At 72.6% G+C, this 11,220-nt stretch carries 9 protein-coding genes and 2 pseudogenes; 4 read left to right on the forward strand and 7 right to left on the reverse strand.

Features of this window, described 5'->3' with window-relative positions; translation table 11 throughout:
• Positions 1 to 226, reverse strand: a pseudogene (locus tag HMPREF3086_RS14030) (ATP-binding protein); the annotation flags it as partial.
• Positions 213 to 1,607 (reverse strand): D-alanyl-D-alanine carboxypeptidase/D-alanyl-D-alanine endopeptidase, encoded by a 1,395-nt coding sequence (gene dacB / locus HMPREF3086_RS14035; RefSeq protein WP_070722480.1) that lies wholly within the window; start codon positions 1,605 to 1,607, stop codon positions 213 to 215. The pseudogene HMPREF3086_RS14030 and the gene dacB, both read right to left, overlap by 14 nt.
• 183 nt (positions 1,608 to 1,790) lie before the next feature.
• Here dacB and HMPREF3086_RS14040 point away from each other — a divergent pair, with 183 nt between their 5' ends.
• Positions 1,791 to 2,303: an inorganic diphosphatase gene (locus HMPREF3086_RS14040; RefSeq protein WP_061227487.1), complete on the forward strand. Its 513-nt coding sequence runs from the start codon at positions 1,791 to 1,793 to the stop codon at positions 2,301 to 2,303.
• 122 nt (positions 2,304 to 2,425) lie between these two features.
• Here HMPREF3086_RS14040 and HMPREF3086_RS14045 read toward each other — a convergent pair whose 3' ends face one another.
• The 3 genes from HMPREF3086_RS14045 to HMPREF3086_RS14055 all read right to left on the reverse strand — a co-directional run bounded on the left by HMPREF3086_RS14045 (position 2,426) and on the right by HMPREF3086_RS14055 (position 4,586).
• Complete coding sequence (locus HMPREF3086_RS14045) at positions 2,426 to 3,301, reverse strand: crotonase/enoyl-CoA hydratase family protein (protein WP_082767562.1); 876 nt, start codon at positions 3,299 to 3,301, stop codon at positions 2,426 to 2,428.
• 50 nt (positions 3,302 to 3,351) lie between these two features.
• Positions 3,352 to 3,558, reverse strand: a complete 207-nt coding sequence (locus tag HMPREF3086_RS14050; protein ID WP_061227488.1) for a PspC domain-containing protein — start codon at positions 3,556 to 3,558, stop codon at positions 3,352 to 3,354.
• A 134-nt stretch (positions 3,559 to 3,692) separates the two neighbouring features.
• A complete protein-coding gene (locus HMPREF3086_RS14055; protein WP_061227489.1) occupies positions 3,693 to 4,586 on the reverse strand; it encodes an SDR family oxidoreductase in 894 nt (297 codons plus the stop codon).
• A gap of 38 nt (positions 4,587 to 4,624) precedes the next feature.
• Between HMPREF3086_RS14055 and HMPREF3086_RS14060 the strand changes: the two genes are divergently transcribed.
• A complete protein-coding gene (locus HMPREF3086_RS14060) occupies positions 4,625 to 8,506 on the forward strand; it encodes a Pls/PosA family non-ribosomal peptide synthetase (protein ID WP_061227490.1) in 3,882 nt (1,293 codons plus the stop codon).
• A 15-nt stretch (positions 8,507 to 8,521) separates the two neighbouring features.
• Here HMPREF3086_RS14060 and HMPREF3086_RS14065 read toward each other — a convergent pair whose 3' ends face one another.
• Together HMPREF3086_RS14065 and HMPREF3086_RS14070 are read right to left on the reverse strand one after the other, a co-directional pair.
• Entirely contained in the window at positions 8,522 to 8,911 is a 390-nt protein-coding gene (locus tag HMPREF3086_RS14065; protein WP_082767563.1) for a winged helix-turn-helix domain-containing protein, read from the reverse strand.
• Positions 8,908 to 9,357 carry a hypothetical protein gene (locus HMPREF3086_RS14070; protein ID WP_061227491.1) on the reverse strand — a complete coding sequence of 150 codons (450 nt, stop codon included), beginning with the start codon at positions 9,355 to 9,357 and terminating at the stop codon, positions 8,908 to 8,910. Before HMPREF3086_RS14070 ends, HMPREF3086_RS14065 begins: the two co-directional genes overlap by 4 nt.
• Before the next feature lie 176 nt (positions 9,358 to 9,533).
• Here HMPREF3086_RS14070 and HMPREF3086_RS14075 point away from each other — a divergent pair, with 176 nt between their 5' ends.
• On the forward strand, positions 9,534 to 10,922 hold the full coding sequence (locus HMPREF3086_RS14075; protein WP_109149454.1) for a M1 family metallopeptidase: 1,389 nt from the start codon (positions 9,534 to 9,536) through the stop codon (positions 10,920 to 10,922).
• Positions 10,900 to 11,220: pseudogene (locus tag HMPREF3086_RS14080) on the forward strand (polysaccharide biosynthesis protein); the annotation flags it as partial. The gene HMPREF3086_RS14075 and the pseudogene HMPREF3086_RS14080, both read left to right, overlap by 23 nt.

The raw sequence follows: 11,220 nt of genomic DNA on the forward strand, positions 1-11,220 counted from the left end.
GACGGGCGACCTCGTCGGACCCGGGCTGCAACCCGTGGTCCACCACGAGGGCCGTCACGTCGGCGAACTCCGCGGTGGCGGCGGCGGTGAGGGCCAGCGAGTCGGCGCCCCCGGACAGGGCGACGCACACCTCGTCACCGATCCCGGGGTGGGCGCGGCGGAACGCCCGAACGGCCGATCGGACGGCCCACGCGGGCCCGGTCCAGTCCCTGCTAGCGGCAGCCACAGGTCCTCAGTTCGGCGGCGATGCGGTCCAGGACCGGGCGCGCGACCGAGGGATCGGTGCCGGAGGACAGCAGCGCGAAGCTCATCGACCGCCCGTCCGCGCTGGTCACCGTGCCGGCGAGTGCACTGGTGCCGCTGAGCGTCCCGGTCTTGGCCCGCACCCAGCCGGCGCCCGCGTCCGCCGGGCCGGTGAAGCGGTCGGCGAGGGTGCCCGAGCCCGCGGCCACGGGAAGGGTGTCGAGCAGGTCGCGCATCTCGCGGGTCGCGTCGGGGGCGGCCGCCGTGCGCAGGACATCGGTGAGCGCGGCCGCGGACAGGCGGTTTCCGGAGCTCATCCCGGAGCAGTCGTCCAGGCGCACGCCCGTCATGTCCAGGCCGTGCTCGGCGAGGGTGTCGACCACCGCGGCGGTGCCCTGGGCGAAGCCCGCCGGCCGGTCGGGATCCCGCTCGAGCGCGACCTCGCGGCAGATGGTCTCCGCCAGGACGTTGTCCGAGTACACCAGCATCGAGCGCACCCGCTCGGTCAGCGGCGCCGACGACACCCGGCCCAGCTCCCCGCCCGTCTCCACGGCGGTCTCCGAGACCTTGACCCGCTCCGGGTCCACGCCCAGCTCGCGCGCCAGGGCGCGCCCGGCGGCCAGCGCGGGCTCGGTCGAGCGGGGCGAGTACTCGTCCGCCGGGTCCAGGCGCCCGGCGTCGAGCATCCACGCGTCCACCGGCGCCACGTTGCCGGCCGCGATCTCCGCGGGCACCCAGTTCGGCCCCATCCGCGGTCCGGTGTACGGGCCGGGGGCCACGACGATCCGCGCGGGCGTCATCCCGGCGGCGCGCACCACGTCGGCGGCCTGGACGATGGTCGCCGCGCCCGGGAACAACGGCCCCGGCTTCGCCCCGGCGGACATGGTCGGATCGCCACCCGGGACAACGACGAGGGTGTCCGGCTCGGCGCCTCGCACCAGGGTGGTGTCGACCCTGGCGTCCGGCGGCAGCTCGAGCATGGCGGCGACCGCGGTGAGCAGCTTGGTGGTGGACGCCGGGACCCTGGCCTCGCGCGGGCGGACCTCCCACAGGACCTGCCCGGTGGCGTCGTCGACCACGCTGGCGGTGAGGTCGCCCACCGCAGGCGCGGACGCGAGGGGGCCGAGGATCCGCTGGAGGGCGGCCGGATCGGGCATCGGGGCCGAGCCGTCGGCCGGGAGCAGGCCGGGATTGACGTCCTCGGCGGCGTCGGCGGAAGTGTCACCGATGAGACCGCCGCGCTGGTCGACGTCGGTGACCAGGGCCGCCACCACGAGTCCGGCGACGAGGACGGCGACGACGACGAGCACGACAGCCGCCCGCCACACGAGCCCACGCCCGCGCCACACTCCCCGCTCGGTCACTCGACCCACTTCCCGGACGCCCGCACGTCCACCGCACCTGTCCCTGTCGCCTGCTGCCGCCCCACGCTAGCGGCCCGCGTGACGGCGCCCACCCCCGACGCCGGTGGCGCCTACTAGAATCACCCCGAATTGCCCGGGAGAGCCGTCTCGGGTTCCGGAGCATGACGATTTGTGAGGTAGCCCGTGTCCGTCGAAGTGACCATCGAGATCCCCAAGGGTTCGCGGAACAAGTACGAGATCCACCACGAGACCGGCAAGATCTACCTCGACCGGTTCCTCTTCACCTCGATGGGCTACCCGGCCGACTACGGCTACATCGACAAGACCCTCGCCGACGACGGCGACCCCTGCGACGCCCTCGTGCTGCTCGACGAGTCCGTGTTCCCGGGCGTGATCATCAAGTCCCGTGTCGTGGGCGTCTACACGATGTCCGACGAGGCCGGCGGTGACGACAAACTGCTGTGCGTGCCCGACCTCGACCCGCGCTGGGATCACATCCAGGACATCGACGACGTCCCCGACTTCGAGCTCAAGGCCATCGAGCACTTCTTCCTCCACTACAAGGACCTCGAGCCGGGCAAGCACGTCACCCCGGGCGAGTGGCGGGACAAGGCGCACGGCGAGAAGCTCGTCGCCGAGGGCCTGGAGAACTTCGTCGAGCACCCCGAGGAGAAGGCCGAGCCCTTCCGGGGCTGAACGAGGCCCGACCTCATCGAGAAGACAGTTCCGCCCGTGTCGCCCGAGTGGCGATGTGCGGAACTGTCTTCTCGTTGGTGGCTGGGTGGCGGACGCGGCGTACTGAGGCCGACCTCGACCGGTCAGCGGCCGGTGAATTCGGCCTCGCGCTTCTCCAGCGTCGCGCTGATCGCCTCCATCATGTCGGCGGAGGCCAGGAAACCCGCGTTCCACGTGGCCACGTAGCGGTTGGACTCGTAGATCGGCCCCTCGATCGCGCGATTGAGCACCTCGCGGGTGCCGCGCACCACGAGCGGCGGGTTGTCGGCGATCTCGGCGGCCGTGGCGTGTGCCGAATCGAGGACTCCGGCGGCGTCGTCGGCGACATGGGTGACGAGGCCGTACCGCAGGGCGGTCTCGGCGTCGATGTCACGGCCGGTGAGCGCCAGCTCGCGGGTCAGGGCCGAGCCGATGATGTAGGGCAGCCGCGCCAGCGAGCCCATGTCCGCGACGATGCCGACCTTGACCTCGCGCACCGAGTACGCCGAGTCCGCGGAGCCATGGCGGACGTCACAGGCCGAGATGAGGTCGATCCCGCCGCCGATGCAGCGACCCTGCACCGCCGCCACCGTCGGCGTCCTGGCGGACGCGACGGCGTCGACGGCCCGGCGCATGTTCTCCACGAAGTCGAGGACGCGCTCGTTGCGGGACGCGTCCGGGGCCTTGTCCTGCGGCAGGAACTCCATGAACTGCGGCATCATCGCCATCAGATCCAGGCCGTAGGTGAAGTTGCGGCCCTGCGCGGCGATGACCGCGGCGCGGACGTCGGGATCCGCGTCGAGCTCGGCCATGACCCGGGGCATCTCCGCCCAGAAGTCCGGGCCCATCGCGTTGTTCCGGCCCGGGCCGATCAGCGTCACCTGGGCGACGTGCGGGTGCCGGGTGGCCTTCTCGACGCGGACGGACGCGTATTCACCAGCGGCGGACGGGGCGGCGGCTGAGGTCTCTGCAATGCTCATGCGCTCAGCCTGCCAGAGCGGTCCCGACAACGGGGAGGGCCCGTCCCCGGTCAGGCGCGGGCGTCGGGCATGACGAACCACAGGATCGCGTAGATGAGCAGCTGCGGGCCCGGGAGCAGCAGCGAGGCCACGAACAGGACGCGCACCAACGCCGGGTCCAGACCGAAGTGGTCGGCCAGGCCACCGCACACGCCACCGATCCAGCGGTCCTCGGATCGGGTCAGGCGCTTCGGCCGAGAGGCGGGTTCGTGAGTCATGGCGATCTCCTCGTCGTCGTCCTGCCCGGACGATCGGGGACGTGTTCCCCGGTGAGCTCCACTCTCCACGACCGCGCCTCGCACCACATCGGGGAAAGACCCGGATCCCACGCCTCGGGGTGGTGCTGCTCGTGTCAGGTGTGGAACTCGCCGCAGTCCACGGTGAGCGTCTGCCCGGTGACTGCCGAGGCTGCGTCGGAGAGCAGGAACAGAACCGGGTCGACGATCTCCGCCTCGTCGGGCAGGCGACGCAGGTCCGTCTTCTCCGCCGTGTGCGCGTAGACGTCCTCGCCCGTCCCGCCGTACTTGGTGGCCAGGCTCTCGAAGTACGCCTTGAGGGTGTCGCCGTAGATGTAACCCGGCGCGACGGTGTTGACGCGGATGCCGCGCGGCCCGAGCTCGGTGGCGAGCGAATGCCCCAGAGCGACCAGGGCGGTCTTGGCGACCTTGTAGCCCGCGTAGCGCTCGCGGGAGTGGTGGATGACGGCCGAGGCCATCATGACGACCGAGCTCGTGGCAGGGCGGGAGGCGGCGGCGGGGCGGGAGGCGGTGGCGTGGGTGGCGTGGGTGGCGCCGGCGACGTGGGTGGCGTCATCGGCAGCGGCGCCGGCCTCGAGGAGCGGGGTGAACTCCTGCGTCGTACGCAGGGCGCCCAGGACGGACAGGTCGATCCCCGCGGAGATCTGAGCGTGGTCGGTGCGGGCCAGCGGCTTCATGCTGGGCACCGCGAAGGCGCTGTACACGAGCCCGTGGACCGCGTCGGCGTGGCCCTCGACGGTCTCACGCAGGGCACGCACCGAGTCGGGATCGGTGGCGTCGACGGGCGCGGCGATCGCCGTGCCGCCGGCGCGGCGCACGTCGTCATCCCGACGGACCGCGTCCGCGATGTCCTCCACCCGCGACGCCGTCCGCGCCGCGACCACCACCGACGCGCCCTGCGCCGCGGCGCGCAGAGCCAGCGTGTGACCGAAACCCGGACCCGCGCCCACGATCACGACGGTCCTGCCCTGAAGGCTCCCAGAAGTCATGCGCCTCACTTAACCAGCCCGGAGGTGACCGCGGCGGGATGTTCACCTCAGAGCGATACCATCCGCACGTGGCCACCATCCCAGAGCAGTATCTGCGCAGCTCGCACGCTGCGACCCCACGGACACTCCTCGACGTGTTGGGGTCGGCGGTCGAACGGCACCCGGACGCCCCGTGCCTCGACGACGGCACGCGCGTCCTCACCTACGGCGAGGTCTGGCGGCAGATCCAGGTCTCCGCCGCGTGGATGCAGGACCAGGGCGTCGGCGCCGGTGACCGGGTCGGCATCCACATGCCCTCCGGCTCGGCCGAGCTGTACCTGGCGATCCTCAGCACCCTGGCCGCCGGCGCGGCCTACGTCCCCGTCGACGTGGACGACCCGGCCGAGCGGGCCGAGCTGGTCTTCGGCCAGGCGCGGGTCGCCGCCGTGTACACCGCCCACGGCATGCTCGTCACCGACCCCGACCGCCCCGACGATCCCGCACGACACCGCCGGCCGACCGTCGACGACGACTGCTGGATCATCTTCACCTCCGGGACCACCGGCCTGCCCAAGGGCGTGGCCGTCACGCACCGCAGCGCCGCCGCGTTCGTGGACGCCGAGTCACGGATCTTCCTGCGGGACGCGCCCCTCGGCCCGGGCGACCGCGTGCTCGCCGGCCTGTCCGTGGCCTTCGACGCCTCGTGCGAGGAGATGTGGCTGGCCTGGGCCCACGGGGCGTGCCTCGTGTCCGCGCCGCGCTCGATCGTCAAGTCCGGACTCGACCTGGGGCCGTGGCTGCGCGAGCGGCGGATCACTGTGATCTCCACGGTGCCGACGCTGGCCTCGATGTGGCCGGACTCCATGCTCACCGACGTCCGCCTGGTGATCCTGGGCGGCGAGGCGTGCCCGCCGGAGCTCGCCGCGCGGCTCGCCGCCGACGGCCGCGAGGTGTGGAACACCTACGGTCCCACCGAGGCCACCGTCGTGGCGTGCGCCGCCCCGCTGACCGGCGCCGGCGAGGTGTCGATCGGGCTGCCCCTCGACGGCTGGGACCTCGCGGTGGTCGATCCCGCCGGGCAGCCGGTCGGCTACGGCGAGTCCGGCGAACTGGTGATCGGCGGCGTCGGGCTGGCCCGCTACCTCGACCCCGAGAAGGATCTCGAGAAGTACGCGCCCATGGAGACCCTCGGCTGGGACCGCGCCTACCGGTCGGGCGACATGGTGCGGCTCGAGGCCGACGGACTGTACTTCCACGGTCGGGTCGACGACCAGGTCAAGATCGGCGGACGCCGCCTCGAACTGGGCGAGGTCGACACCGCGGTGTCCGCGCTCCCCGGCGTCAGCGCCGGCGCGGCCGCGGTGCAGAAGACCGAGGCCGGACAGCCGGTGCTCGTGGCGTACCTCGTCGCCGACGACCCGGACGGCTTCGATCTGGCGGCGGCCGCCGGGCTGCTGCGCGAACAGCTGCCGGCGGGCGTCGTACCGCGGCTCGCGCTCGTCGACGAACTGCCCACCCGTACCTCCGGGAAGGTCGACCGCGCCGCCCTGCCCTGGCCGCTGGCCCAGACCTCGGCCGCCGAGTCCGAACTCGACGGCACCGAGGCGTGGGTCGCCGAGCTGTGGTCCCACGCCCTCGGGGCCGACGTCTCCGGCGTCGACGAGGACTTCTTCGCCCTCGGCGGCGGTTCGCTGGCCGCCGCGCACGTCGTGGCCCGCGTCCGCGAGCGCTTCCCCGCCGTGACGGTGGGCGACATCTACGACCGCTCCCGCCTGGGCGACTTCGCCGCCTTCCTCGACGAGCTCGAGCCGGAGGCCGAGGTCGCGCCGCGCCACGTCCGGCCCGTCGGGCCCGTCGCTCAGACGGTTCAGGTCCTCTCGACGATCCCGCTGCTCACCGTGACCGGCCTGCGGTGGCTGACATGGCTGGGACTCGCCAACAATGTGGCGGCCGAGCTCGGCGTGGCGTGGGCGCGGCCCGTGTCGTGGTGGGTGCTGGGAGTGCTCGCGGTGCTACTGCTGCTGCCCGTCGGCCGGATGGTCGTCACCGCCGGCCTGTGCCGGCTCCTCACGGCCGGCATCCGTCCGGGGACGTACCCGCGCGCCGGGTCGGTGCACCTCCGTCTGTGGGCGGCCGAGCGGCTCGTGGAGTCCTCCGGTGCCGTCTCCCTGACCGGGGCCGGCTGGCTGACCACGTTCGCCCGGCTCCTGGGCGCGCGGATCGGACGCGACGTCGACATGCACACGCTGCCGCCCGTGACCGGGCTGCTCACGGTGGGCGACGGCGCCTCCGTCGAGCCCGAGGTCGACCTGGCCGGGCACTGGGTGGACGGCGACGTGGTGCACATCGGCAGGATCGAGATCGGCGAGCAGGCCGTGATCGGCGCGCGGTCCATGCTGTTGCCCGGCGCGGTGATCGGCCGCGGTGCGCACGTCGAGATCGGCTCGGCCGTGGTGGGCACGGTCAAAGCCGGCAAGCGCTACGCGGGTTCACCGGCGCTCAAGCGCGGCAAGCGCGGGTCGAGCTGGCCCGCCGAGCCCGCGCCCCACAGCCGCGGCTGGAGCCTCGCGTACCAGCTCTCCGCCCTGGTGCTGGGCGGGATGCCGCTCCTGGCCCTGGCCGCGGGACTGGCGCTCGTGGCGTGGGGCGCAGGCGACGCCGCGGGTGTCGGGGAGCTGGCGGCGCGCGCCGCGCTGTGGTCGGTCCCCGGTGCGCTACTCGCGTTCGCCCTGTTCGCCGCGTTCACGCTGTTGTCGATCCGCCTGCTCTCGATCCGACTGACCCCGGGCTTCCACCCGGTCCACTCGCGCATCGCCTGGCAGGCATGGTGCAGCGAGCGGATCATGGACGCCGCCCGCACCTGGCTCTACCCGCTGTACGCATCGATGCTCACCCCGGTCTGGCTGCGCCTGCTGGGCGCGCGGATCGGCCGCGACGTCGAGGCGTCGACCGTCCTGCTCATCCCCTCGCTCACCACCGTCCGCGACGGCGCGTTCCTCGCCGACGACACCATGGTCGCCCCCTACGAACTGGGCTCGGGGTGGATGCGGCTCGAGCACGCCCAGATCGGCAAACGCGCGTTCCTCGGCAACTCCGGGATCGCCTCCGCAGGCCGCAAGGTCCCGGCGCGCGGCCTGGTCGCCGTCCTGTCGTCCGCCCCGCAGAAGGCCAAGAAGGGCACCTCGTGGCTGGGCTCGCCGCCGCAGAAGCTGCCGCGCGCCACCGCCGACGGCGACGACGACGGGCGCACCTACCGGCCGCCGCGCCGCCTGAAGATCGCGCGTGGGGCGTGGGAGACGCTGCGACTGGTCCCCGTGTGGCTGTCGTTCCTCCTGCTCGTCGGCGTGCTGGTGCTGTTGCAGGCCGCGCATCGCGAGTGGGGCTTCGGCGTGGCCGCCCTGCTCTCCGGCCCGGTCCTCGCCTACGCGGGCCTGGTCGCCCTGGTGGCGGCCGTGCTCGCCAAGTGGGTGCTGGTGGGCCGGATCCGCGCCGGCGAGCAGCCGCTCTGGTCGTCGTTCGTGTGGCGCAACGAGGTGGCGGACATGTTCGTCGAGCTGATGGCCGCGCCATGGGTGGCGCGGCCCGCCTCCGGCACGCCCGTCCTCAACCTCATGCTGCGGCTGTTGGGGTCGCGCGTGGGCCGGGGCGTGTGGTGCGAGTCGTACTGGCTGCCCGAGGCCGACCTCATCTCCCTCGGTCGGGGCGCCACCGTCAACCGCGGCTGTGTGGTCCAGACGCACCTGTTCCACGACCGCATCATGCAGATCGACCGCGTCGATCTCGCCGACGGCGCCACTCTGGGCAGTCACTGCGTCGCGCTTCCCGCGTCGTCGATCGGCGCGGGCTCCACCGTCGGTCCGGCCTCGCTCGTCATGCGCGGCGACCGCATCCCCGCCGGCACGCGGTGGCAGGGCAACCCGATCTCGCCCTGGCGGGGCTAGAGCGGCGGCGCGCGGTCAGGCGCCGGCGATCGCGCGCAGCGCCGCGAGGTGGGACTCGTACGCCTTGCGCCCGTCCCGGCTCAGCGAGAGCCACGTGCGGGGCCGCTTGCCCACATAGCCCTTGCGGACCGTGACGTAGCCGGCCTTCTCCAACACGGCGACCTGTTTGGACAGCGTCGAGTCGGTCACCTCGACCGCATCGCGGATCGTGGCGAACTCCGCGTCGTCGACGCCGGCCAGCGCCGCCACGATCGAGAAGCGGACCGGGGCGTGGATGACCTCGTCGAGACGATGCCGGGCGTGCCCCCCGGGCCGGCCCTGCCCATCCCGGCGGGAGCCCGCCCCCGGGGCGGAGCCCCCCGATGCGGCGGCGGTGCTCGTCGTCGTCACCTTCTCGTCCCTCATCGCGCCGCACCTCGCCGGACGATGAGCGCGGCGGCCACCAGGCCGGGCAGCGCGACCAGAACCACGCCGAGCGCGTACCACCAGGCGGTGAGGCCGATCGTGGTGCGGAGGACGTTCAGGGCGGTGACGACGACGAGGATCATCACGCCCGATCCCGCGATGCCCCACGTGTACGTCCGGCCCGAGCCCCGCGGGCTGGCGTTGATCGCTCGCCGCTGCCAGTAGATCGCCACGAACAGCAGGGCCACGTAGGGGATGAGCGCCCAGTTGGTGAACATGATCGCGATGGTGCCGACGCCCATGAGCACCGCGATCGCCGCGGCGAAGCCAGCGAAGACGCGGACGTCGTGGGCGGTGCTCACCGGCGGGCGCCCCTCCGCCTCGGCGAGCAGTCGGGCGGCCTCGGCGCGGTCGACCGGGTCGGTCGTGGGGTTCTCCGTGTTCATGACGACACCCTTCTCGGCGGACCCCGACGGTGTTTCCCCCGAGGCGATGACTCGACTCTAGGCAACTACTTTCTCGTTTGGCAAGTACTTTTCCGGGATCGGCCCGGGGTCAGGTCGGCGACAGCGGACAGGGCGGGCCCCACGAGGGGTCCTCTAGACTCGCGCAGGTCATGGAATTGAAGGCAGCCAGCAAGGCACTCGCCGCCCGGATCGCACGCGACCACGCCACCTCCGGCGACGATCCGGGCGACCCCTACCTGCCGACGGCCGGAAACCACGGCTACCGCGTCGCGCGCTACGAACTGGACCTCACCTACAAGATGAGCTCCAACAACCTCCGCGGCGAAGCCGTCATCACCGCGACCGCCACCGAGACGCTAGACACGGTCCGGCTCGACCTCTCCGCGCACCTGGACGTGTCCAAGGTGACGATCAACCGGGGCGGAGTCGCCCGTTTCTCCCGGCCCCGCGGCAAGCTCGCCGTCACGCTCGCCGAGCCGCTCGAGCCGGGCACCGAGTTCACGCTGACCATCCGCTACTCCGGCAATCCGCGGCCCATCCGCGGCACGTGGGGCGAGGTCGGTTGGGAGGAACTCACCGACGGGGCGCTCGTGGCCAATCAGCCCAACGGCGCGGCCAGCTGGTTCCCCTGCGACGACCACCCCTCGTCCAAGGCGCCGTTCCGCATCCGCCTGACCACGGACTCCCCGTACCGGGCCGTCGTCACCGGCGCGCTGGTGGGCAAAAAGCGCAGCGGAAGCACGACCACCTGGGATTTCGACCTGCCCTACCCCACGTCCACCTACCTGGTCTCCATCAACCTCGGTCGCTACGAACACCTGAAAGTGGGCGACGGCCCCGTCCCGGTCCACGCCTTCCTGCCCGCCGACCTCAAGCGCGGGTTCCGGCAGGCGTTCGCCCGGCAGACCGAGATGATCGACGTGTTCAGCGGACTGTTCGGCCCGTACCCGTTCGACGAGTACGCGGTCGTGGTCACCGACGACGAGCTCGAGATCCCACTCGAGGCCATGGGGATGTCGACATTCGGCCGGGGCACCGCCGAGTCCGGTGACCGCGACGAGCGGCTGATCGCCCACGAACTGGCCCACCAGTGGTTCGGCAACGCCGTCACCGCCGCGCAGTGGAAGCACATCTGGCTGCACGAGGGCTTCGCGTGCTACGCCGAATGGCTGTGGACCGAGTTCTCCGGCGGTGCCGATGCCGGCAGCCACGCCCTGCGCTACTACTCGAAGCTGCAGGGCTCCCCGCAGGACATCCTGTTGGCGGACCCCGGGCCGAAGGACATGTTCGACGACCGGGTCTACAAGCGCGGTGCACTGACCCTGCACGCCCTGCGCCAGACCGTCGGCGACACCGCGTTCTTCGACCTCCTCCGGGCGTGGGTGGCCACCTATTCCGGAAAAACCGCCACCACGGACGACTTCCTCCGCCTGGCCGCCGACCACTCCCCCGTCGACCTGCAGCCCCTGTGGGACGCCTGGTTGTTCTCCGAGCCACTGCCGCCGACCCTCGGCAGGCCCCATGACCACCCCGGCCGCCGCTGAGGCCGAGCCCGGCGCCGCGCCGGGGGCCGCGGGCGGCATGCGGGCGCTGACCCTCGCGACCGTGTTCGCCGCAACCTCGGGGTACCTGGTGATGCTCATCGCCGGCCGAGCGCTCGGGCCCGCCGACTACCCGCTCTTCGCGACCTACTGGGGCGCGTTCTTCGCCCTCGGCGGCGTGGCGAACGGGCTCATGCAGGAGGCCACGCGGGCCGTCCGGTCGGCGCGGGAGGGAGCCGGCCGCGAGACCAGCGGCGGGGCCGCGGTCACCGGTGGAGGGGCCGCGGTGGCGACCACGCCG

The sequence above is a fragment of the Dietzia sp. HMSC21D01 genome, from assembly GCF_001815995.1.
Taxonomy (GTDB): domain Bacteria; phylum Actinomycetota; class Actinomycetes; order Mycobacteriales; family Mycobacteriaceae; genus Dietzia; species Dietzia cinnamea.